A 20759-nucleotide genomic window follows, 5' to 3' on the forward strand; every position below is an offset into this window, starting at 1 on the left:
CATTTCAACAAGAGGAGACCTGAGTGAACACACTACCCCGACACTGGCGCCTGCTGCCCGCCGCCATCGCCGCCGCCACGCTCGTCGCCTGCGGCGGCAGCGACGACAAGGGCGTGGACCGCAGCGCCTTCCGTGCCGCCGGCATGGTCTACGCCGCGCCGCAAACCACCACCGATGCCGCCGGCAACCAGACCGTGAGCGTGGCGGTGCTGGCCAAGGACGGCGTGAAGACGCTGAGCACCACGGCGGTCTCTTCCGCTGCCGCCGCCGCGATCAGCGCCAAGCTGGTGCCGGGCAACCTGGTCGACTGGGTGCCCGCCGCCCAGGCCAACCAGGTCGCCGTGGCCACCGACGCCGCCCAGACCTTCAACGTGGTGCTGGCCAAGGGCAGCTCGGCTGCGGCGCAGTTCGCCGTCGCCAAGTACGGCCCCGAGGTCACGCGCAACAAGGACGTGCCCGGCCCCATGGTCGCGGCCGGCTGGGTCTACGCCAAGTCGGCGGGCACCATCACCGTGGGCGACGGCCGCATCGTGCTGGCCGACATGGCCGGCCGGGCCTACGCCACGCCGATCAAGCGCTACGAGGAGACCTACACCCTCGCGTCCGACGTGAAGGTCTTCAACGTCGACACCAGCGATTACGGCAAGAGCGCAGCCTCCACCGTCGCGGCCATCCCGGTCACGGCCGACTACGCCTACAGCACCACGGCGCGCCAGGCCGCCTACCTGCTGTTCGACACCAACCACACCGAGTCCGAGAAGGCCAAGGTGGTGGCGATCTGGTACTTCACGCCACAGTCGACCAGCGACGGCAAGCCCGTGTGGGACGTGCCTTCGCAAAGCCCGCTGCTGGCCGACAAGGGCACGGACCCGGTCTCCGGCCAGGCCTACATGGCCATCAACGCCACGGGCGTCACGGCCGCACCCTACACGCGCAGCACCGAGCCCTTCGAGATGGTCAAGGACACGATGTACTACGTGGGCGACAACGAAGTCGCCTCGTACATCCTGAAGGCCGACATGGGCACGCCCAACGACAAGTCGGACGACAAGATCATCAAGATCGACGCGGGCTGGGCCAACAGCGGCTACCAGTACTGGAAGAACATGGAGCTGCTGGGCCTGGACCCGCGCGCCGTGACCGACATCTGGCTGACGCACGGCCACGGCGACCACTACGGCACCGTGGTCGAACAGCTGCGCATGGCCGACAACGCCGGCAAGGCGGTGAAGCTGTGGGCCTCGCGCGAGGACGTGACCGGCATCACGCAGGACCAGCGCGGCAACACCTGGAACATCGCCGGCGCGCTGCCCGCCTCGGAGACCGAGATCCGCGCGCGCACCACCGATTTCTACCGGTACGACACCTGGTACGACTACGGCAACGTGCAGATCATGGTGATCTGGTCGCCGGGCCACACGCCGGGCACCACCAACATGCTGTTCCGCGTGAAGAACCCGACAGACGGCAAGTTCGTCACCTTCGGCTACCACGGCGGCTACGGCGTCAACGGGCTGACCACGCCGACCGCGGCCAACGGCTTCCTGCGGCTGTCGTTCCAGGCCGGCTTCAGCTACCTGCAGCAAAGCCTGGACGTGGACTTCGTCTCGCCACAGCACACCAACCAGTTCCCCATCGTCGAGGTGTACCAGGCGCTCAAGGCCTACAACCGCGACCCGGCCAACGCCGGCAAGCAGCTGACCATGATGGAGGCGATGCGCTCCAAGGTGTTCGACTCGCCGGCCATCAACGGCACGAACATCACGAGCGAGTTCGCCAACCAGTTGGAAAAGCGCCGCTCGGTGATCTCTTACGCGGCCAGCGACGCGGCCAACGCGTCGTACAAGAGCATCGAGACCTCGGGCCCGTACAAGCCCGGGCGCGAGGCCGGTCCCACGGTCACGGCCACGCTGCTGGACGGCGGCAAGATCGTGCAGGGCTTCGTCGGTCCGCAGAACAAGAACCCGGCCATCCCGCTGCTGGCCAGCGGCATCGTGACCGCCACCGACCAGTACGTGAACGACCCGACGGGCTACTACGTGCAGGTGGCGGTGCAGGTCAACGATGGCTACCAGGGCTACCTGCCGAACAACTTCGTGCAGTACAGCCCCGGCGTGAACCAGACCATCACCTACCGCGGCGGCCCGGTCGAATCGGTGCATGCCAAGCCGGGCGAGGTGCTGCGCACCAAGCGCCTCAATTCGCTGGCCGAGGCCCAGGCCGTGCTGGCCACGATCGCCCAGGGACGCCAGGTGACGATGACGCTGACGCCCGCCAGCGAGATCGTGGTGCCCGCGGATGTGACGCAGACCTTCCGCTGATGCGCAGCCTGCCACGGGCCCTGCGGTGCGCGCTGGCAGCCGCCTGCGTGGCGGCGGCCTGCGCGGCCCAGGCGCAGGCCCAGGCCCCGTCCGACGCGTCGGCGCAGGCCCTCTACGCGCAGGCCCGCCACTACGCCGGCCTGACCGGCCAGGTGGTGGACCTGGCGCAGGCCCACGCCTACCTGCGCCAGGCGGCCGAGCGCGGACACCTGCCCGCGCAGGTCGACCTGGGCTACCTGTACCTGGACGGCAATGCCCAAGTGCCCAAGGACCCGGCCGCCGCGTTCCACTGGTTCCACAAGGCGGCGACGCGGGGCGCAGTGCCGGCCCAGTGCATGCTGGGCGACTTCTATCTCAACGGCTGGGGTGGCGCCCGCAAGGACCCGGCCGAGGCGGTGCGCTGGTACCGGCGCAGCGCCGCTGCCACCGATGCCTGTGCCTCGCGCGCGCAATACGCGCTGTACCGCGCCCATGCCGAGGGCACCGGGGTGCCGCGCGACATGAAGCTGGCGATCGACTGGCTGCAGCAGGCGGCCGACGCCGGCAACCCGCGCGCCCAGCGCGCGCTGGGCCGGGCCTACGACCGCGGCGAAGGCGTGGCGCGCGACCCCGACCTGGCGCGCGTGTGGCTGCGCAAGTCGCGCGAGGGCGTGGCCCCGCACGACGACCACGAGCACGACCTGCCGAGCTTTGCCGGCCCACTGCTGTTCCAGAAACTCGCGCCTTTCTCTCCACCGCCGAAAGCCCTGCCATGAACACCACCCGTCGCCGTGCCTGCACGGCGCTGGCCTGCCTGTGGCTGGCGCCAGCCTTCGCCAAGGAAGCCGCCTTCCGCACCATCGCCTGGGACGACCTGCTGCCCAGGGACTGGGATCCCTGGGCCGACTTCCAGGGCGCGGGCGCGGGCGTGGACCTGCGCCGCCTGCCCGACGACGACCCGCGCGCAGCCGCCGCGCTGCAGCGCCTGCGCAAGGTGTGGGACGAGGCGCCGCTGGTCGCCGCGCTGGACGGCATGGCCATCCGCATCCCTGGCTACGTGGTGCCGCTGGAGACGACGGCGCAGGGCCTGCGCGAGCTGCTGCTGGTGCCGCATTTCGGCGCCTGCATCCACACGCCGCCGCCCCCGTCCAACCAGATCGTGCATGTGCGGCTGGACCAACCCAGCAAGTCGCTGAGCACCATGGACACGGTGTGGATCAGCGGCCGCATGCGGGTCGCGCGCGCCACCACCGTGCACGGTGTCAGCGGCTACGCGCTGGCCGGCCAGCGCGTGGAGCGTTACACGGCGCCCAAGGGCTGAAGCGCTCAGTCGGCGACGAAGCCCGTCGCCTTGACGATGCGCGCCCAGCGCGCCGATTCCGCGTTCATCTGCTGCAGGAAGGCATCGCCGCACAGCGGGGCCGCCGGTGCCAGGCCCGAGGTGGCCATGCGCTGGCGGAAGTCCGGCGAGGCCAGCACCTTCTGGTGCGCCGCGACGAGCCGCTGCACGATGGGCGCGGGCAGGCCCTTGGGCGCTGAGAGGCCGAACCACACCGTCGTCTGCAACTGCGGCAGGCCGATCTCGGCCACGGTGGGCACATCGGGCAGCTCGGCCGAGCGCTGGGCCGCCGTCGTCGCATAGGCCACGAGCTTGCCGGCCTTGATCTGCGGGCCGGCGGTGGCGGTCTGCACGAAGCCCAGCGGCGCCGTGCCGCCCACCATGTCGGTGATCTGGTTCGGGCTGCTGCGGTAGGGCACGTGCGTCATCTCCACCTTGAGCGCCTCGGCCAGCTGGTAGCCCAGGAAGTGCGCGGGCGAGCCCGGCGCGAAGGACGAGTAGGTCGGCGGCGTCTTCTGCGCCTTGATCCACTGCGCGAGCTCGGCGAAGTTGTGCGTTCCGAGACTCGGGTGGCTGGCCAGCACCAGGCCGGCCTCCACGCCCTGGCAGATCGGCGTGAAGTCGGCCGGCACGTAGCGCGCCCGCGGGTTGGCGTTGGGCGTGATGGTCATCATGCCGGCCGTGCTGACCAGCAGCGTGTAGCCGTCGGGCGGCGTGCGCGTCATCACCTGGGCCGCGACCATGCCGCCCACGGCCGGCGAGTTCTCCACCACCACGGGCTGGCCCAGTTCCTTGACCAGCAGGTCGGCCAGGGCGCGTGCGTAGGCGTCGGGCGGGCCGCCCGGCGTGGACGGGGTGATGAGCTTGATCGGGCGCTCGGGCCAGGTCTGGGCTTGCGTCGGCAGGGCGGCGATGGCGAGCAGCGCGGCGGCGCAGAGCGCGCGGCGGGGGATGGTCATGGTTCGTCTCCAGATGTGGTGGGAAGAAGGGGTCAGCGCTGCGGCATGTCCTTGACCGAATAGCCCAGGCTCACGGCTGCGTCCTCGGGGATGGCGGGCACCGTGGCCTCCCAGGCCAGCCAGTCCGCGCGCAAGGTCTCCAGCAGCTCGGGGTGCTTGTGCGCGAGGTTGGCGCGCTCGCGCGCATCCTGGCGCACATTGAACAGGTACTCGTTGCCGTCGACCTGCAGGTACTTCCAGTCGCCGCGCCGCAGCGCGCGCTGGTGGCGGTGGTGCATGCGCCAGTACAGCGGGCGTTCGAAGGTCTGGCCCGGATTGCGCAGCACGGCGGCCAGCGAGACGCCGTCGATGGGGTAGTTGGGGTGCGGCATGCCGCCGCCGAGTTCCAGCAGCGTGGCCGACCAGTCCATGCTCATGCAGTGCTGCGCGCTCGTGGTTCCGGCCGGGATGGCGGCCGGCCAGTGCGCGATCCAGGGCACGCGGATGCCGCCTTCGGTCAGGTCCATCTTGCCGCCCACGAGCGGCCAGTTGTCCGAGAAGCGCTCGCCGCCGTTGTCGCTCGTGAAGACGATCAGCGTGTTCTCCAGCAGGCCCTCTTCGCGCAGCGCGGCCACCAGCCAGCCGATGCCCTCGTCCATGTGGTGGACCATGCGGCGGTAGGTCTCCACGTCGCCGCCGTCCAGGTGGAACAGGTTGCCGGCCACCTCGGCCGCCAGGTGCGCGTCGTCGCGGGTTTCCCAGGGCCAGTGCGGCGCCGTGTAGTGCAGGCTCAGGAAGAACGGCTTTCCGTCGCGGGCCGCCGCGGCACGGGCCTTCACATGGTCCACGGCGCGGCGCGAGAGCAGATCGGTCAGGTAGCCCACGTCGTGCCGCTCGGACTCGTTCTCGTAGAGGTCGTGGTCGCCCTTGCCCGAGCAGTGGCTGAAGTAGTCCACCCCGCCGGCCATGATCCCGTAGAAGTCGTCGTAGCCCGAGCGCTGCGGGCCGAAGGCCGGCGGGTAGCCCAGGTGCCATTTGCCGATCAGCGCGGTGGCGTAGCCGGCCTCGCGCAGCAGCGAGGGCAGGGTCGGCATGGCGGGCGGCAGGCCCAGCGTGGGGCTGCCCTTGCTGCGGCTGTTGATGGGCTCCTCCATGCCGCCGCGCAGCCGGTACTGGTAGCGCATGGTCATGAGCGCGAAGCGCGTCGGCGAGCAGACCGGCGAGTTGCTGTAGCCCTCGGTGAAGCGCAGGCCGCCGGCGGCCAGCGCGTCGATGTGCGGCGACACGGGGCCGAAGCCGGCCGGCCGGCCGCCGTAGCAGCCCAGGTCGGCATAGCCGAGGTCGTCGGCGACGATGAAGATGAGGTTGGGTTGCATGGGGCGCTGGACGTGGTGGGTGGGGAGCTTAGGCGGCCGCAAGCTATCCGTAAAATTGAAAATTGCAGCCCAAACCAAAGAATTTCTATGGACCCGCGCCACCTCGTGCAGCTCGCCACGATCCTCGAGAAGGGCTCCATCACGCAGGCCAGCCGGCACTTGCACCTGACCCAGCCCACGCTCACGCACAACATGCAGACGCTGGAGATGCAGGCCGGCGGCGCGCTGTTCGAGCGCAGCCGCTACGGCGTGCGCAGCACGCCGCTGGGCGAGATGCTGGCGCGCGAGGGCCGCGCCATTGGCAGGCGGCTCAAGGACGCGGCCGAGGTCACGGCGCGCCACCGCAGCGGCATCCGCAAGCAGGTGCGCATCGGCGCCGGGCCAATGGTGGGCGCGGCGGTGGCGGGCGACCTGGTGCGCGTGCTGCTGGAGCGCTTTCCCGATCTCGCGCTGTCGGTGCGGAGCGACCGGCCGCACCTGCTGCTCGAGCAGCTCATCGATGGCCACCACGAGTTCGTGGTCGCACCCGCCTGGCTGGAGCGCCCGCCGCCCGGCATCGAGCGCCGGCTGCTCGTGGCCGACGCGCTGGGCGTGTTCTGCGCGCGCACGCACCCGCTGGCCCAGGGCAGCGGTGCGCTCGACGCGCAGCGCTGGATCAGCCTGGGCTCGGCCTCGCCCTTCGACCAGGAGGTGCGCGAGATGCTGGCCGCCGCAGGCGTGCAGGCCATGCGCGTGGATGTCACGGTGCTGGGCGAGGCCTTCGTGCTGCTCGACACGCTGGCGCACGGGCGGCACCTGGCGGTGCTCCCGCGCTTTCCGCTGCAGCGGCTGGCACAACGCTTCGGCCTGCTGGAACTGGCGCTGCCGGCGCCGCCCCGGCCCCGGCCGATCTACCTGTGGTGCCGCGCGACCACGCTGGAGGATGCGGGCATGGCGGCCGTGGCCGAGGTGCTGCAGCAGACCGTGGCGGCGCTGGCCGCCTGAGCGTCAGCCCGCCAGCGCCGCCTCCAGCGCGTCGATGAACATCGCCGGCACGTCGAAGCCGGTCTGGTCGCTGATCTCCTGGAAGCAGGTCGGGCTGGTCACGTTGACCTCCGTCAGGCAGTCGCCGATGGCGTCCAGCCCCACCAGCAGCAGGCCGCGTGCGGCCAGCACCGGGCCCAGCGTTTCGGCGATCTCGCGGTCGCGCGCCGACAGCGGCTGCGCCACGCCCTTGCCGCCGGCCGCCAGGTTGCCGCGCACCTCGCTGCCCTGCGGAATGCGCGCCAGCGAGAACGGCACGGGCTTGCCGCCGATGACCAGGATGCGCTTGTCGCCCTGCACGATCTCGGGAACGAAGCGCTGCACCATGATGGTCTCGGCGCCGTCCTTGTTCAGCGTCTCGACGATGGAGCCCAGGTTCAATCCGTCGGCCTTGACGCGGAAGATGCCCATGCCGCCCATGCCGTCCAGCGGCTTCAGGATGATGTCCTGGTGCTCGGCATGGAAGGCGCGCACCTCGGCCGCGCTGCGCGTGACGAGCGTGGGGCTGGTGAACTGCGCGAACTCCATGATGGCCAGCTTCTCCGGGTGGTCGCGCAGCGCGGCCGGTTTGTTGAAGACGCGGGCGCCTTCGCGCTCGGCCTGCTCCAGCAGGTGCGTGGCGTAGAAGAACTCGCTGTCGAAGGGCGGGTCCTTGCGCATGAGCACGGCGTCGAACTCGGCCAGCGCGCGCAGCGGCGTCTCGTCGGTGCGGTACCAGGCTTCGGCATCGCCGGTCAGCGTGATCGCCTGCACCTGCGCCTGCACCTTGCCACCGGTGCGCCAGCCGATGTGGCGCGGCTCGCAGGACCAGATGCGGTGGCCGCGGCGCTGGGCCTCGCGCATCATCGAGAACGTGGTGTCCTTGTAGATCTTGAAGCTGTCCAGCGGGTCGACGACGAAAAGGATGTTCATGCCTGGCTCTTTCGGGAAGGGGCGTACTGTTGCACAAACAACGCCAGGGCGCCGGCCACCACGCCCCAAAAGGCCGAGCCGATGCCGGCGATTGCCACGCCCGAGAGCGTGACCAGGAAGGTGATCAGCGCCGGCTCGCGGTGGCGCTCGTCGGCCAGCGCCGTGGCCAGGCCGTTGCCGATGGTGCCCAGCAACGCCAGGCCGGCGATGGCCGCGACCAGCTCGCGCGGGAAGGCCGTCAGCAGCCCCGTGACCGTGGCGCCGAAGATGCCGATCAGCACGTAGATCAGGCCACAGCTGACGGCCGCCGTGTAGCGCTTGTCCGGATCCTCGTGCGCCTCGCGGCCCATGCAGATCGCCGCCGTGATGGCCGACAGGTTCAGCGCGAACGCGCCGAACGGCGCCAGCACCAGCGTGGCCAGGCCGGTGATGCTGAGCAGCCTGGAGATCGGCATGCGCCCGTAGCCGGCAGCGCGGATGGCGGCCACGCCGGGCAGGTTCTGCGAGGCCATGGTGACCACGAAGAGCGGCACCGCCAGGCTCACGGCGGCCTGCCAGCTGAAGACCGGCATGGTGAACTGCGGCACCGCCAGCCCCAGGTGCACGCCGGCCCAGGCCAGTTCGCCGCGCAGGCCGCAGTAGGCGATGGCGGCCAGCAGCGTGAGCGGCACGGCGTAGCGCGGCAGCAGCCGGCGCCCGAGCAGGTAGACCAGCAGCATCAGCAGCACCAGGCCGAGCGCAGTCCTGGCCGCCAGGAATGCGTCCAGCCCGAAGCGCGCGAGCACGCCGGCCAGCAGGGCCGAGGCGATGGCCACGGGGATGCGGTTCATGACGCGCTCGAACCAGCCCGTCATGCCGGCCAGCGCGATGGCCAGCGCGCTGAGCATGAACGCGCCCACGGCCTCGCCCATGCCGTAGCCCGCACCGGCCACGGCCAGCACGGCGGCGCCCGGCGTGCTCCAGGCCACCATCGCCGGCATGCGCCACAGCAGCGACGGAATGGCGGTGCACAAGCCCATGCCCAGGCCCAGCGCCCACATCCAGGAGCTGATGAGCTCGGGTGTGGCGCCGAAGGCCAGCGCGGCCTGGAACACGATGGCCACCGAACTCGTGAAGCCGACCAGCACGGCCACGAAGCCGGCCGTGAATGCGGGCAGGCTTACATCTTTCAGGAAACGCATGGCGGCGGATTGTGCCCACGCGCCGGATCTTTTCGGCCGGCCTGTCACAAACCGCCGGGCTGGCCCGTCTAGGAGGGAAGAGACCGATCCATCCACCCCGAAAGGAACCACCATGACCCCCCGCCTCAACGCGCTGCAGCAAGCCCCCGAGCTTTACAAGAAACTGTCCGACTACAGCATCGCGGCCAAGAAGGGCCCGCTCGACGCCAGGCTGCTGGCGCTGGTCGAGATCCGCGCCTCGCAGATGAACGGCTGCGCCTTCTGCCTGGACATGCACGTCAAGCAGGCCAAGCTGCACGGCGAGGGCGAGCTGCGCCTGCACCATGTGGCGATCTGGCGCGAGTCGCCGCTGTTCAGCGCCCGCGAGCGCGCCGCCTTCGCCTGGACCGAGGTGCTCACGCACCTGCCGGCCCACGGCGTGCCCGATGCCGTGTACGAGGAAGTGCGCGCCCAGTTCTCGGAGCAGGAGATCGTGGAGCTCACGCACAACGTGATGGGCATCAACGCCTGGAACCGGCTCAGCGTGGCCTTTCGCAACGTGCCCGGCGCGGCCGACAAGGCCTTTGGCCTGGACAAGGTCCGGTTCGGCTGATCCCGCCACTGCGGGGCGGTTCCTATACTGGGCGGCTCACCGAAACCACCCACCCAAGGACCGCCCATGCCCTTGCAACTGCGCTCGCTGATCCGCCCCGATGCCACGCTGGAACTTTCGCTGGCCGAAGTCCCGCAGCCCCAACCCGCGCAGGACGACGAGGTCGTGGTCCGCCTGGAGGCCGCGCCGCTGAACCCCTCCGACCTCGGCCTGCTGTTCGGCGGTGCCGACATGGCCACGGCCCGGGTATCGGGCACGGCCGAGCGTCCCGTCGTCACGGCCAGCCTGTCGCCCGCGGCCCTGGCCGCGGCGGGCGCCCGGGTCGGCCAGTCCATGGTGGTGGGCAACGAGGGCGCGGGCACCGTGGTGGCGGCCGGCGCCTCCGCTGCGGCCCAGGCCCTGCTGGGCAAGAAGGTCGCGCTGCTGGGCGGCGGCATGTACGCCGAGTACCGCGCCATCCCGGCCGCGCAATGCCTGCCGCTGCCCGAGGGGGCCAGCGCGGCGCAGGGCGCCTCGTGCTTCGTCAACCCGTTGACCTCGCTGGGCATGGTGGAGACCATGCGGCGCGAAGGCCACCATGCGCTGGTGCACACGGCGGCTGCGTCCAATCTGGGGCAGATGCTCAACCGCATCTGCCTGAAGGACGGCGTGCCGCTCGTCAACGTCGTGCGCAAGCCCGAGCAGGCCGCGCTGTTGCGCAGCCAGGGCGCGCAGCATGTGGTCGACAGCAGCCAGGGCGACTTCCAGGCCGCGCTGACCGAGGCGATCGCCGCGACCGGCGCCACGCTGGCCTTCGACGCCATCGGCGGCGGCAAGCTGGCAGGCCAGATCCTCGTGGCCATGGAGGCCGCCATCGCGCGCAAGGAGCAGGCCGCCTACAGCCGCTACGGCAGCAACGTGCACAAACAGGTCTACGTCTATGGCAGCCTGGACCGCGGGCCGATCGAGATCGCGCGCGGCTTCGGCATGACCTGGGGCGTGGGCGGCTGGCTGCTGTTCCCGTTCCTGCAGAAGATCGGCCCGCACCATGTGCAGCAGCTCAAGGCGCGCGTGGCGGCCGAACTCACGACCACCTTCGCGAGCCACTACACGCGCGAGGTCGGCCTGGCCGAGGCGCTGACGCTGGAGGCCATCGGCGTGTACGGCAAGCAGGCGACCGGCGAGAAGGTGCTGCTGCGGCCGTCGGGCGGCTGACATGCAACTGCCCCCACGCTTCCCCGCTTCGCGAGGTCCGCTGCCCCCCGAGGGGGTGCGTCAGCGGCTTCAGGCGGCCGGGCGCCACTGACATGCCCGGCTGCCGCATCGACCACCTTGCCATCGTGGCGCCCACGCTGCAGGCCGGCAGCGATGCGCTGTACGCGCAGCTCGGCGTGCGCCCGCAGGCGGGAGGCCAGCATGCCCGCATGGGCACGCACAACCTGCTGCTGCGCCTGGGCGAGGCGGTGTACCTGGAGGTCATCGCCATCGATCCGGAGGCCCCTGCGCCGGCGCGGCCGCGCTGGTTCGGGCTCGATGCGCTGGCGGCCGATGCGCCGCCGCGCCTGGCCTGCTGGGTGGCGCGCACCGACGACGTCGTGGAGGCCGCCGCTGCCGTGCTTCTGGGCGAGGTGCTGCCCATGTCGCGCGGCACGCTCGACTGGCGCATCACGGTGCCGGCCGATGGCAGCCTGCCGCTGGGCGGCGCCGCGCCCACGCTGATCCAGTGGGACACCGCCGCACACCCTGCGGCTGCGCTGCCCGACCTGGGCTGCACGCTGGTGGCACTCGAACTGCAGCATCCTGAGCCACAACGCTTACAAGCCTTGCTGGCCCGCCTGGGCGTGGCCGAGCCTGCGGTTGCCCTGTCGGTGCGCATGGCGCACACGCCCGGCTTGCTCGCGCAGGTGCGCACGCCGGCAGGGCTGCGCACGCTGGGCTGAACCGGTCGCCGGCTGCGGTCTAATTGCGGCCATGAACCAAGAAGCAAGCACCCGTCCCCCGCTGCCCGACCACCTGTCCGTCGACCCGCGCAGCCCGCACCATGTCGCGGCCGTGTTCCAGCACGACATCGGCATCCGCTTCAATGGCAAGGAGCGCCACGATGTCGAGGAGTACTGCCTGTCCGAAGGCTGGATCAAGGTGGCCGCCGGCAAGACCGTGGACCGCAAGGGCAAGCCGCTGCTGATCAAGCTCAAGGGCGCGGTCGAGGCCTTCTACCGCGCAGGTTGACCCGCTCACTGTTTCCTTTGGCGAAACGATCCATTGTCTGAAGGGCGGTTTTTCTTTCGAGGCACAACTTCTACAGTTCATCCCATCGATGAGCCACACGCAAAACGGTTCATCGAAGCGGTCGCCAGGATGGCCTGGCGACCGGATCGATCCACCGATTTGCAAGGATGAACACCATGAACACGAAGTTTTTTGCCTCCGCCCTGATCGCCGCCGCCGCTTTCGCAGCCGCCCCCAGCTTCGCTGGCGACAACATCAGCGGTGAAGTCGGTTACGTGCCGCAAGTGAGCTCTGCCAAGAGCAGCCTGACCCGCGAGGCCGTGCGCNCTGATCGCCGCCGCAACGTTCGCCGCCGCCCCCAGCTTCGCTGGCGACAACATCAGCGGTGAAGTCGGTTACGTGCCGCAAGTGAGCTCTGCCAAGAGCAGCCTGACCCGCGAGGCCGTGCGCGCCGAGTACCTGCAGGCCGAACGCAACGGCACGCTGCCTGAAGTGGGCGAAGGCGCCGACATCGGCGCCGTGGCCACCGCCAGGAGCAACCTGACCCGCGACGCCGTGCGTGCAGAAGCCGTGTACGCCGTGCGCCATGGCCAGCAACTGGGCGGCGAAGTCTGAGCGCCAGACGCGCTGACCGGCGGCCCGCGAAGGCCGCGCAAGGCCCGCACCGCAAGGTGCGGGCCTTTTGCTTTCAAGGCACCAGCCGGTAGCCCACGGCGGTTTCGGTCAGCAGGTGGCGCGGCTGCGCCGGGTCCACCTCCAGCTTCTGCCGCAACTGCGCCATGTAGACGCGCAGGTAGTGGCTGTGCTCGACATGGCTGGGGCCCCAGACCTCGCGCAGCAGCTGGCGCTGCGTGAGCACGCGGCCGGCGTTGGCGGCCAGCACCGCGAGCAGGCGGTACTCGGTGGGCGTCAGGTGCACCGGTGCGCCGGCGCGGTGCACGAGCCGGGCCGCGCGGTCCAGCGCCACCTCGCCGAAGCGCAGCACGGCTTCGTCCTGCGCGGGCCCGTCGCCGGCCGGCGCGCGCGGGCGGCGCAGGTTGGCGCGCACGCGCGCGAGCAGCTCGCCGGTGCCGAAAGGCTTGGTCAGGTAGTCGTCGGCGCCGGCGTCCAGCGCGGCGATCTTGTCAGCCTCGTCCACGCGGGCCGACAGCACGATGACCGGCACGCCCGACCAGCCGCGCAGGTCGCGGATCAGTGCCAGGCCGTCGCCGTCGGGCAGGCCCAGGTCCAGCACCACGAGGTCGGGCTGGCGCGTGCCGGCCGCTGCCAGCCCTTCGCGCTGCGTGCCGGCCTCGTGCACCTGCCAGCCCTCGGCCTCGAGCGCGGCACGCACGAAGCGGCGGATCTGCGGTTCGTCCTCGACGACGACGGCGACGGGATGGCTTTTCATGCGGGAAGGTCGGGTGGCTCGCGGCGCGGCAGGGTGATGCGGAATTCTGCGCCGCCGCCGGCCGCGTCGCTGGCGGCGATCTCGCCGCCGTGCGCCTGCACGATGGCCTTGCAGATCGCCAGGCCCAGGCCCACGCCGGGCGTGGCGGATTCGGCCTGGCCGCGCGTGAACTTGTCGAACAGCTGCTGCTCGCGCCCGCGCAGTGCCGGCGGCAGGCCGGGGCCATGGTCGCGCACTGCGAGCTGCAGGGCCTGCGGCAGCGCCTGCGCGGAGATGACGATGGGCGGCGCACCGTAGCGCGCGGCGTTCTCCAGCAGGTTCACCAGCACGCGCTCCATCAGCACCGCGTCGAACTCCACCAGCGGCAGGTCGGCCGGCAGCGCCGTCTGCACCGCCAGGCCCTGCAACGCAGGTTGCGCCGCACGGATCGCCGCGCCCACGGCCTCCTCGACCGATTGCCAGTCGCGCCGCAGGTGCATGTCGTTCTCCAGCCGCGCCATGTCCAGCAGGTTGCCGACCAGTGCGTGCAGTGCGTGGGCCTGCGCCACGATGGCGCCGGCGGCCTGCACCTGCTCGGCCGCAGGCAGGCTGCGCAGCGACTCGGCCAGGCCGATCAAGGCCGTCAGCGGGGTGCGCACATCGTGCGACAGCGCGTTCAGCAGCGCGTTGCGCAGGCGCTCGGATTCGATGTCCAGCTGGGCCTGCTGCGCCACCTCCACGTAGTGCACGCGCTCGATGGCAATGGCGATCTGCCGCGCCAGCGTGTCCAGCTGCTGTGCCTGCTCGGGGATCAGCAGCCAGCGGGGCTGCGCCGGCCGCAGCGCCAGCACGCCGCGCACACGCATCGGCGCCTGCAGCGGCACGTAGTGCCAGGGCTGTGCCGCCAGTGTGGCGGTGGCCAGGCCGGCCGGCTGCGCCTGGCGCCAGGTCCAGTCGGCCACACTCGCGTCGAAGCCGGCCGGCGGCTGCGCCGGCAGCCGCAACCGCTCGGCCTGGTCGGCCACCAGCACCAGCGCCTCGCCGCCGAAATGGCGTTGCACCGCGGCCGCGCCCAGCGCGGCCACCTGGCCGCTCTCGAGTGCCGCGGACAGTTCCCGCGTGAGTTCGAACAGCGAGTGCGCGCGGCGCTCGCGGCTGGCCGAGACGCTGGCCGCGAAGCGCAGGCCGGCCGTCAGCTGGCCCACGAGCAGGCCCACGCCCAGCATCACGGCGAAGGTCAGCAGGTACTGCACGTCGCTGACGGCGAACGAGAACGCCGGCTGCACGAAGAAGAAGTCGAAGGCCAGCACGTTCAGCGCGGCAGCGAACGCTGCCGGCCCGCGGCCGAAGCGCCAGGCCACGCCGACCACGCCCAGCAGGAACAGCATGACGATGTTGGTCAGCTCCAGCACGCCCGACAGCGGCGTGGCGAGAAGGGTGACGGCCACGCTGGCCGCGCCGGCCCAGGCATAGCCCGGCCAGGGCGCGGCGCCGACCGCCGGTTCGGCCGCCAGGCGCTGGTGCGGCAGGCGGCGGGCGCTGTCGTTGCGGGCCACGCTGAGCAGGTCCAGGCCCGGGGCGGCGCGCGCCAGCTGCAGGGCCAGCGGCATGCGCCAGCGCCGCCACCACGCCGGCGCCGCGCTGCGGCCGAAGAGCAGCGTGGCGCAGTTCAGCTGCCGGGCCTGGGCGGCCAGTTCGGCGGCGATGTCCTGCCCGGTGCGCACGGCGGTCTCGGCGCCCAGCTCGTCGGCCAGCCGCAGCACGGCGAGGATGCGGTCGCGCTGCGTGGCCGGCAGCCGCGCCAGCGCGGGCGTCTCCACGTACACGGCATGCCAGCGCACGTTGAGCTGCCCGGCCAGACGCGCGGCCGCGCGCACGGTCTGCGCCGCGCCCATGCCGGGACCGACCGCGGCCAGCACCGCGCCCGACGTGTTCCAGGCCGGTGGCGCGCCGGACTGCTCCACACGCCAGTCGCGCACGTCGTCCTCCACGTGCTCGGCGGTGCGGCGCAGGGCGATCTCGCGCAGCGCGATCAGGTTGCCCTTGCGGAAAAAGTTCTGCGCGGCGCGTTCGGCCTGCTGTGGCAGGTAGACCTTGCCGGCCGCCAGGCGCGCGGCCAGTTCGTCGGGCGTGGCGTCCACCAGCACCACCTCGTCGGCGCCGTCCAGCACGCTGTCGGGCACGGTCTCGTGCACGCGGATGCCGGTGATGGCGCCCACCGTGCCGTTCAGGCTCTCCAGGTGCTGCACGTTGAGCGCGGACCAGACCTCGATGCCGGCGGCCAGCAGTTCCTCCACGTCCTGCCAGCGCTTGGCGTGGCGCGAGCCGGGCGCGTTGCTGTGCGCGAGTTCGTCAACCAGCAGCACCGCGGGACGGCGGGCCAGCGCGGCGTCCAGGTCGAACTCGGCCAGCACGTGGCCGCGGTGCGGCGCGCTGCGCAGGGCCAGCGCCGGCAGGCCGGCGACGAGCGCGGCGGTCTCGCTGCGCCCGTGCGTCTCGACCACGCCGATCACCACGTCGCGCCCGGCCTGCAGCGCCCGTTGCGCGGCCGTCAGCATGGCCCAGGTCTTGCCGACACCGGCGTTGGCGCCGAAGTAGATGCGCAACCGGCCGCGCTGGTCGCGCGCGGCATCGGACTGCAGCTGCGCCAGCAGGGCGTCGGGGTCGGGGCGGGCGGTGGCGGTCATCGGCGCGGCAGGTTAGCGCATTGGCCGCCGGTGGCGGCGCGCGCCGTGCCGTGCGCCACGCCGCACGATGAGCCACGCGCAGGCCAGCGGCAGGAACAGCACGGCCAGCGCGAACAGGAATTGCAGCAGCTCAGCCATGGCGCAGGCCGCAGCGGGCCAGGTGCTCGTGCCAGGTCAGCAGCCGGCCGATCTCGCCGCAGGGCGCGGCCGACAGCACGCCGTGCAGCACCGCCCCATAGCTGGGCAGCGGCAGGCTCACCACCAGGCGCACGCGCAGCACGTCGTCGTCGGCCTGGGCCTGGGCATCGAGCAGCGGTTCGCAGCGCAACACGCCTGCGCCTTCGCAGCGCGCCAGCGCACGGCGCACCTGGGCGGCCACGGTGCAGGGCACGACCACGTCGAGCACGTGCGAAGGCTGCAGGCAGCGCGGCCGCGGTGCGCCGCTGTGTTCCCGGTAGGCAGCGTAGGCCATGGCGTTTCCTCAGCGGGCCGCGCCGTCGAGCGCGAGGTTCAGCGCCAGCACGTTCACGCGCGGCTCGCCCAGCAGGCCCCACAGGCGGGCATCGGTGTGGCGCGCCACCAGTTGCTGCACCTGCGCAGGCGGCAGGCCACGCAGCCGCGCGACGCGGCCCGCCTGCCACAGCGCGGCGGCCGAGCTGGTGTGCGGGTCCAGGCCGCTGGCCGAGGTGGTGACTAGGTCCAGCGGGATCGTCGCCGCGTTGCCGGGGTCGGCCGCGCGCAGCGCCGCCACGCGCCCCTGCACGGCCGCGGTCAGCGCCGGGTTCAGCGGCCCCTGGTTGGCACCGGTGGAGGCCGCGGCGTTGTAGGGCGTGGGTGCGGTGGCGGAGGGGCGGCCCCAGAAGTAGCGCGGGTCGCTGAACGCCTGGCCGATCAGCGTCGAGCCGACAGGCTTGCCGTCCTGCAGCACCAGGCTGCCGTTGGCTTGCTGAGGGAACACGGCCTGCGCTGCGCCCGTGACGGCCAGCGGGTAAAGGATGCCGGTGATGGCGCTGAGCAGCACGAACAGCACCAGTGCGGGGCGGATCATCTTGGTCATGGCGAAGGCTTTCAGACGAGGCCGAGTGCGGCCAGCAGGAGGTCGATCAGCTTGATGCCCACGAAGGGCACGGCGAGCCCGCCCAGGCCGTAGAGGGCCAGGTTGCGGCGCAGCAGCGCGGCAGCGCCCACGGGCCGGTAGCGCACGCCCTTGAGCGCCAGCGGGATCAGGAACACGATCACCAGCGCGTTGAACACCACGGCCGACAGGATGGCCGAGCTGGAGCTTTCCAGCCGCATCACGTTCAGCGCCGCCAGCTGCGGGTAGGTGCCGACGAAGATGGCCGGGATGATGGCGAAGTACTTGGCCACATCGTTGGCGATGCTGAAGGTGGTCAGCGCGCCGCGCGTCATGAGCAGGGCCTTGCCGGTCTCCACCACCTCCAGCAGCTTGGTCGGGTCCGAATCCAGGTCGACCATGTTGCCGGCCTCCTTGGCGGCCTGCGTGCCGCTGCCCATGGCCACGGCCACGTCGGCCTGGGCCAGGGCGGGCGCGTCGTTGGTGCCGTCGCCGGTCATCGCGACGAGCTTGCCGCCGGATTGCTCCTGGCGGATCAGGCGCAGCTTGTCCTCGGGCGTGGCCTCGGCGAGGAAGTCGTCCACCCCGGCCTCGGCCGCGATGGCGGCGGCCGTGAGCTTGTTGTCGCCCGTGACCATCACGGTGCGGATGCCCATGCGGCGCAGTTCGGCGAAGCGCTCGCGGATGCCGGTCTTGACGATGTCCTTGAGCTCCACGATGCCCAGCACGCGTGCGCCCTCGGCCACGGCCAGCGGGGTGCTGCCGCGGCGCGCGACCTCGTCGGCGCTGCGGGCGACCTCGGGCGGCAGCTGGCCGCCCAGGGCCTCGACGTGGCGGCGCAGGGCTTCGACGGCGCCCTTGCGCAGCGCCGTGCCGTCCGGCAGGTCGACCCCGCTCATGCGTGTCTGCGCGGTGAAGGCCACGGGCTGGGCTGCGTCCACGCCGCGGTCGTCGATGCGCTGACGCTGGGCCAGCGCGACGATGCTGCGGCCCTCGGGCGTCTCGTCGGCCAGCGAAGCCAGCAGCGCGGCGCGTGCCAGCCGGTCGGCCGCGACCCCCGGTGCCGGCAGGAAGCTGCTCGCCTGGCGGTTGCCGTGCGTGATGGTGCCGGTCTTGTCGAGCAGCAGCACGTCCACGTCGCCGGCGGCCTCGACCGCGCGGCCCGAGGTGGCGATCACGTTGGCCTTGAGCATGCGGCTCATGCCGGCCACGCCCACGGCCGACAGCAGGCCGCCGATGGTGGTCGGGATCAGGCAGACCAGCAGCGCCACCAGCGCCGTCAGCGAGACCACGGTGCCGCTGCCTGCGGCCTGCACGCTGAACTGCGAGAACGGCAGCAGCGTGACGGTGACGACGAGGAACACGATGGTCAGCGCCACGAGCAGGATCGTGAGCGCGGTCTCGTTGGGCGTCTTGCCGCGCTTGGCGCCTTCGACCATGCCGATCATGCGGTCCAGGAAGGATTCGCCCGGGTTCACCGCGATGCGCACCACCAGCCAGTCCGACAGCACGCGCGTGCCGCCGGTGACGGAGGAGAAGTCGCCGCCGGACTCGCGCACCACGGGGGCCGATTCGCCGGTGATGGCGCTCTCGTCGACCGAGGCCACGCCCTCGATGACCTCGCCGTCCAGCGGGATCGTGTCGCCGGCCTCGACCAGCACCACGTCGCCCAGGCGCAGGTTGCTGGCCTGCTCGGGAATGAAGGTGGCGCCGTGGCGTGGCTCGGCCAGCTTCTTGGCCCAGGTGTCGCGCTTGAGCCCGCGCAGCGCCGCGGCCTGGGCCTTGCTGCGGCCCTCGGCCAGCGCTTCGGCGAAATTGGCGAACAGCACCGTGAACCACAGCCACAGCGCCACGGCCAGCACGAAGCCCGCGTCGGCAGCGCCGGGCGCCTGCAGCCACAGCAGCGTGGTCAGGATGCTGCCCACGTAGACGATGAACATCACCGGGTTGCGCCACTGCGCACGCGGGGCGAGCTTGGCGAAGGCCGACAGCAGCGCCGGCTTGAGCAGCGCCGTGTCGAACATCGAAGAGGTTCTTGGGTTGGACATGGCGGCTCTCACTTCCACAGCATCAGGTGTTCGACCACGGGCCCGAGCGCGAGCGCCGGCACGTAGTTCAAGAGGCCCACCAGCAGCACGGTGCCGACCAGCAGCACCACGAACAGCGGGCCGTGCGTGGGCATGGTCCCCGCCGTGACGGGCAGGCGTTGCTTGTTGGCCAGCGCGCCGGCCAGGGCCAGCACCGGCACGATCACGCCGAAGCGGCCCAGCCACATGGCCACGCCCAGCAGCGCGTTGTAGAAGGGCGTGTTGGCCGACAGGCCGGCGAAGGCGCTGCCGTTGTTGTTGGCGGCCGAGCTCAGCGCGTACAGGATCTCCGAGAAGCCGTGCGCGCCGGGGTTGGCGATGCCGGCACGGCCGGCGTCCAGGCTGACCGCCAGCGCCGTGCCCAGCAGCACCAGCAGCGGCGTGACGAGGATGGCGACCGAGGTCAGCTTCATCTCGTGCACCTCGATCTTCTTGCCCAGGTACTCGGGCGTGCGGCCGATCATCAGGCCGGCGATGAACACCGCCAGCACCGCGAAGACCAGCATGCCGTACAGGCCCGAGCCGACGCCGCCGAACACCACCTCGCCGAGCTGCATGAGCATGAGCGGCACCATGCCGCCGATCGGCGTGAAGGCGTCGTGCATGGCGTTCACGGCGCCGCACGAGGCGGCCGTGGTGACGACCGCGAACAGCGCCGAGGCATGGATGCCGAAGCGCAGTTCCTTGCCCTCCAGGTTGCCGGCCGCGCCATCGGTGCCCAGCGCGGCCAGCAGCGGATTGCCGGCTGCCTCTGCCGCCGTGGTGACCCAGACGGCCGCCACGAAGACCAGCGTCATCGCCGCCAGCAAGGCCCAGCCCTGGCGGATGTCGCCGACCACGCGGCCGAAGGCGAAGCACAGCGCCGCCGGGATCCAGAAGATCGCCAGCATCTGCACCAGGTTGGCCAGCGCCGTGGGGTTCTCGAACGGGTGGGCCGAGTTGGCGTTGAAGAAGCCGCCGCCGTTGGTGCCCAGCATCTTGATGGCCTCCTGCGACGCCACCGGGCCGGTCGCGATCGCCTGCGTGGCCGCCCCTTGCAGCGTGTGCACCTCGATGCTGGCCGCCAGGCTCTGCACCACGCCTTGGCCGACGAAGAACAGCGCGAGCACGCAGGACAGCGGCAGCAGCAGCCACAGCGTGATGCGCACCAGGTCGGTCCAGAAGTTGCCGATGCCCTGGCCCACGGCTTCGCGGCGGGCCGCAAAGCCGCGCGCGAGCGCGAAGGCCACCGCGATGCCGGTGGCGGCCGACAGGAAGTTCTGTACCGTGAGCCCCAGCATCTGCGTGAGGTGGCTCATCGTGGTCTCGCCGCCATAGCCCTGCCAGTTGGTGTTGCTGACGAAGCTGATGGCGGTGTTGAAGGCCGAGTCCGGTGCCACCGCGGACATGCCTGCCGGGTTCAGCGGCAGCAGGCCTTGCAGGCGCTGCAGCGCGTACAGCGCGAAGGCACCGAGCGCGTTGAAGGCCAGCAGTGCCAGCGCGTAGCCGCGCCAGTCCATGGCGGCACCGGTCTGCACGCCGGCCAGGCGCAGCAGCGGACGTTCCAGCCGCAGCAGCCAGGCCGGAAGGCGGCCTTCGCAGAGCGCCGCGAGCCAGTGGCCGAGCGGCCATGCCGCCAGGCCCAGCAGCACGAGGAACACGGCGAGAAGGGTCCAGGCTTGGGAGTCCATGG

At 71.5% G+C, this 20759-nt stretch carries 20 protein-coding genes; 9 read left to right on the forward strand and 11 right to left on the reverse strand.

What is annotated here, in order from left to right; translation table 11 throughout:
- Positions 1-23 precede the first annotated feature (23 nt).
- From ASF44_RS07130 to ASF44_RS07140, 3 genes are read left to right on the forward strand one after another with little or no spacing between them, the layout of a single operon-like run.
- Positions 24-2321: an MBL fold metallo-hydrolase gene (locus tag ASF44_RS07130; protein ID WP_056898524.1), complete on the forward strand. Its 2298-nt coding sequence runs from the start codon at positions 24-26 to the stop codon at positions 2319-2321.
- Positions 2321-3076, forward strand: coding sequence for a tetratricopeptide repeat protein (locus ASF44_RS07135; protein ID WP_056898525.1), 756 nt, complete (start codon positions 2321-2323; stop codon positions 3074-3076). Before ASF44_RS07130 ends, ASF44_RS07135 begins: the two co-directional genes overlap by 1 nt.
- Positions 3073-3621, forward strand: coding sequence for a DUF3299 domain-containing protein (locus ASF44_RS07140; RefSeq protein ID WP_056898526.1), 549 nt, complete (start codon positions 3073-3075; stop codon positions 3619-3621). Before ASF44_RS07135 ends, ASF44_RS07140 begins: the two co-directional genes overlap by 4 nt.
- Before the next feature lie 5 nt (positions 3622-3626).
- Here the strand turns inward: ASF44_RS07140 and ASF44_RS07145 are convergent, their stop codons facing one another.
- Positions 3627-4598 (reverse strand): tripartite tricarboxylate transporter substrate binding protein, encoded by a 972-nt coding sequence (locus ASF44_RS07145; protein WP_056898527.1) that lies wholly within the window; start codon positions 4596-4598, stop codon positions 3627-3629.
- Positions 4599-4630: 32 nt separating this feature from the next.
- A complete protein-coding gene (locus ASF44_RS07150) occupies positions 4631-5953 on the reverse strand; it encodes a sulfatase (RefSeq protein WP_056898528.1) in 1323 nt (440 codons plus the stop codon).
- 87 nt (positions 5954-6040) lie between these two features.
- Between ASF44_RS07150 and ASF44_RS07155 the strand changes: the two genes are divergently transcribed.
- Positions 6041-6937 (forward strand): LysR family transcriptional regulator, encoded by an 897-nt coding sequence (locus ASF44_RS07155; RefSeq protein WP_056898529.1) that lies wholly within the window; start codon positions 6041-6043, stop codon positions 6935-6937.
- A gap of 3 nt (positions 6938-6940) precedes the next feature.
- On the opposite strand, the gene gshB is transcribed toward ASF44_RS07155, so the two are convergent.
- Positions 6941-7888: a glutathione synthase gene (gshB, locus tag ASF44_RS07160; protein WP_056898530.1), complete on the reverse strand. Its 948-nt coding sequence runs from the start codon at positions 7886-7888 to the stop codon at positions 6941-6943.
- Positions 7885-9069 (reverse strand): benzoate/H(+) symporter BenE family transporter, encoded by a 1185-nt coding sequence (locus ASF44_RS07165; protein WP_056898531.1) that lies wholly within the window; start codon positions 9067-9069, stop codon positions 7885-7887. The genes gshB and ASF44_RS07165 overlap by 4 nt, the downstream gene beginning before the upstream one ends.
- Positions 9070-9181: 112 nt before the next feature.
- Between ASF44_RS07165 and ASF44_RS07170 the strand changes: the two genes are divergently transcribed.
- The 5 genes from ASF44_RS07170 to ASF44_RS33230 all read left to right on the forward strand — a co-directional run bounded on the left by ASF44_RS07170 (position 9182) and on the right by ASF44_RS33230 (position 12484).
- Positions 9182-9661: a carboxymuconolactone decarboxylase family protein gene (locus tag ASF44_RS07170; RefSeq protein ID WP_056898532.1), complete on the forward strand. Its 480-nt coding sequence runs from the start codon at positions 9182-9184 to the stop codon at positions 9659-9661.
- 66 nt (positions 9662-9727) lie between these two features.
- A complete protein-coding gene (locus ASF44_RS07175; RefSeq protein ID WP_056898533.1) occupies positions 9728-10855 on the forward strand; it encodes a zinc-binding dehydrogenase in 1128 nt (375 codons plus the stop codon).
- A gap of 92 nt (positions 10856-10947) precedes the next feature.
- The gene (locus ASF44_RS07180) at positions 10948-11580 is read left to right on the forward strand and encodes a VOC family protein (protein WP_056898534.1); all 633 of its coding nucleotides are present in this window, start codon (positions 10948-10950) and stop codon (positions 11578-11580) included.
- Between the two features lie 31 nt (positions 11581-11611).
- Complete coding sequence (locus ASF44_RS07185) at positions 11612-11869, forward strand: DUF3297 family protein (RefSeq protein WP_056898535.1); 258 nt, start codon at positions 11612-11614, stop codon at positions 11867-11869.
- Between the two features lie 330 nt (positions 11870-12199).
- Positions 12200-12484, forward strand: a complete 285-nt coding sequence (locus tag ASF44_RS33230) for a DUF4148 domain-containing protein (RefSeq protein WP_369820907.1) — start codon at positions 12200-12202, stop codon at positions 12482-12484.
- A gap of 73 nt (positions 12485-12557) precedes the next feature.
- On the opposite strand, the gene kdpE is transcribed toward ASF44_RS33230, so the two are convergent.
- The 7 genes from kdpE to kdpA are packed head-to-tail and all read right to left on the reverse strand — an operon-like array spanning position 12558 to position 20757.
- Complete coding sequence (kdpE, locus tag ASF44_RS07195; RefSeq protein WP_056898537.1) at positions 12558-13259, reverse strand: two-component system response regulator KdpE; 702 nt, start codon at positions 13257-13259, stop codon at positions 12558-12560.
- Positions 13256-15925 carry a DUF4118 domain-containing protein gene (locus tag ASF44_RS07200; protein ID WP_056898538.1) on the reverse strand — a complete coding sequence of 890 codons (2670 nt, stop codon included), beginning with the start codon at positions 15923-15925 and terminating at the stop codon, positions 13256-13258. Before ASF44_RS07200 ends, kdpE begins: the two co-directional genes overlap by 4 nt.
- Before the next feature lie 12 nt (positions 15926-15937).
- Positions 15938-16063 carry a hypothetical protein gene (locus tag ASF44_RS33075; RefSeq protein ID WP_255358192.1) on the reverse strand — a complete coding sequence of 42 codons (126 nt, stop codon included), beginning with the start codon at positions 16061-16063 and terminating at the stop codon, positions 15938-15940.
- Entirely contained in the window at positions 16056-16397 is a 342-nt protein-coding gene (locus tag ASF44_RS07205; RefSeq protein ID WP_056898539.1) for a hypothetical protein, read from the reverse strand. Before ASF44_RS07205 ends, ASF44_RS33075 begins: the two co-directional genes overlap by 8 nt.
- A gap of 9 nt (positions 16398-16406) precedes the next feature.
- On the reverse strand, positions 16407-16982 hold the full coding sequence (kdpC, locus tag ASF44_RS07210; RefSeq protein WP_056898540.1) for a potassium-transporting ATPase subunit KdpC: 576 nt from the start codon (positions 16980-16982) through the stop codon (positions 16407-16409).
- An 11-nt stretch (positions 16983-16993) separates the two neighbouring features.
- The gene (gene kdpB, locus ASF44_RS07215; protein ID WP_056898541.1) at positions 16994-19048 is read right to left on the reverse strand and encodes a potassium-transporting ATPase subunit KdpB; all 2055 of its coding nucleotides are present in this window, start codon (positions 19046-19048) and stop codon (positions 16994-16996) included.
- Between the two features lie 8 nt (positions 19049-19056).
- Positions 19057-20757 carry a potassium-transporting ATPase subunit KdpA gene (kdpA, locus tag ASF44_RS07220; RefSeq protein WP_056898542.1) on the reverse strand — a complete coding sequence of 567 codons (1701 nt, stop codon included), beginning with the start codon at positions 20755-20757 and terminating at the stop codon, positions 19057-19059.
- Positions 20758-20759 lie beyond the last annotated feature (2 nt).

This window comes from Pseudorhodoferax sp. Leaf274 (assembly GCF_001422445.1).
Classification (GTDB): Bacteria; Pseudomonadota; Gammaproteobacteria; order Burkholderiales; family Burkholderiaceae_C; genus Pseudorhodoferax.

Bases quoted from the DNA above. Each gene is read 5' to 3' on its own strand.
- ASF44_RS07155 (WP_056898529.1), top strand. From the start codon at position 6,041: ATGGACCCGCGCCACCTCGTGCAGCTCGCCACGATCCTCGAGAAGGGC.
- ASF44_RS07185 (WP_056898535.1), top strand. From the start codon at position 11,612: ATGAACCAAGAAGCAAGCACCCGTCCCCCGCTGCCCGACCACCTGTCC.
- ASF44_RS07205 (WP_056898539.1), bottom strand. From the start codon at position 16,397: ATGGCCTACGCTGCCTACCGGGAACACAGCGGCGCACCGCGGCCGCGC.
- ASF44_RS07135 (WP_056898525.1), top strand. From the start codon at position 2,321: ATGCGCAGCCTGCCACGGGCCCTGCGGTGCGCGCTGGCAGCCGCCTGC.
- kdpE (WP_056898537.1), bottom strand. From the start codon at position 13,259: ATGAAAAGCCATCCCGTCGCCGTCGTCGTCGAGGACGAACCGCAGATC.
- ASF44_RS33075 (WP_255358192.1), bottom strand. From the start codon at position 16,063: ATGGCTGAGCTGCTGCAATTCCTGTTCGCGCTGGCCGTGCTGTTCCTG.
- kdpB (WP_056898541.1), bottom strand. From the start codon at position 19,048: ATGTCCAACCCAAGAACCTCTTCGATGTTCGACACGGCGCTGCTCAAG.
- kdpA (WP_056898542.1), bottom strand. From the start codon at position 20,757: ATGGACTCCCAAGCCTGGACCCTTCTCGCCGTGTTCCTCGTGCTGCTG.
- kdpC (WP_056898540.1), bottom strand. From the start codon at position 16,982: ATGACCAAGATGATCCGCCCCGCACTGGTGCTGTTCGTGCTGCTCAGC.
- ASF44_RS07175 (WP_056898533.1), top strand. From the start codon at position 9,728: ATGCCCTTGCAACTGCGCTCGCTGATCCGCCCCGATGCCACGCTGGAA.
- ASF44_RS07165 (WP_056898531.1), bottom strand. From the start codon at position 9,069: ATGCGTTTCCTGAAAGATGTAAGCCTGCCCGCATTCACGGCCGGCTTC.
- ASF44_RS07140 (WP_056898526.1), top strand. From the start codon at position 3,073: ATGAACACCACCCGTCGCCGTGCCTGCACGGCGCTGGCCTGCCTGTGG.
- ASF44_RS07170 (WP_056898532.1), top strand. From the start codon at position 9,182: ATGACCCCCCGCCTCAACGCGCTGCAGCAAGCCCCCGAGCTTTACAAG.
- ASF44_RS07180 (WP_056898534.1), top strand. From the start codon at position 10,948: ATGCCCGGCTGCCGCATCGACCACCTTGCCATCGTGGCGCCCACGCTG.
- gshB (WP_056898530.1), bottom strand. From the start codon at position 7,888: ATGAACATCCTTTTCGTCGTCGACCCGCTGGACAGCTTCAAGATCTAC.
- ASF44_RS07200 (WP_056898538.1), bottom strand. From the start codon at position 15,925: ATGACCGCCACCGCCCGCCCCGACCCCGACGCCCTGCTGGCGCAGCTG.
- ASF44_RS07150 (WP_056898528.1), bottom strand. From the start codon at position 5,953: ATGCAACCCAACCTCATCTTCATCGTCGCCGACGACCTCGGCTATGCC.
- ASF44_RS07145 (WP_056898527.1), bottom strand. From the start codon at position 4,598: ATGACCATCCCCCGCCGCGCGCTCTGCGCCGCCGCGCTGCTCGCCATC.